The sequence below is a fragment of the Pseudomonas izuensis genome, from assembly GCF_009861505.1.
GTDB classification, from domain to species: domain Bacteria; phylum Pseudomonadota; class Gammaproteobacteria; order Pseudomonadales; family Pseudomonadaceae; genus Aquipseudomonas; species Aquipseudomonas izuensis.
In genome coordinates, this window is record NZ_WTFT01000044.1 from 1 (window position 1) to 423 (window position 423).

The window sequence follows — 423 nt, forward strand, 5'->3', positions numbered from 1 at the left end:
TGGACAAAATCCGCGCCCCCAACGCTGCACGCAGCGTGGCCAAGGGCGTGCCCCATGTATCGATTAGCGGTAACTTCGCACGATTTAGCGGTGGCGTGACCCTCGACCTGCCGAAAATCCCGGTGGCCTGATAAAGCATCGCGGGCAAGCCTAGCTCCCACAGGTTTATGTCGTTTGCAAGTTACGTGTTCGACGAAATTCCTGTGGGAGCAAGGCTTGCCCGCGATGGTGTCAGCAGCGTGGCCAAGGGCGTGCCCCATGTATCGATTAGCGGTAACTTCGCACGATTTAGCGGTGGCGTGACCCTCGACCTGCCGAAAATCCCGGTGGCCTGATAAAGCATCGCGGGCAAGCCTAGCTCCCACAGGTTTATGTCGTTTGCAAGTTACGTGTTCGACGAAATTCCTGTGGGAGCAAGGCTTG

1 protein-coding gene is annotated in these 423 nt (G+C 57.4%); it reads left to right on the top strand.

The window, feature by feature from the left end:
- Nucleotides 1-167: 167 nt before the first annotated feature.
- Nucleotides 168-335, top strand: a complete 168-nt coding sequence (locus GPL81_RS27820; RefSeq protein ID WP_160109314.1) for a hypothetical protein — start codon at nucleotides 168-170, stop codon at nucleotides 333-335.
- Nucleotides 336-423 lie beyond the last annotated feature (88 nt).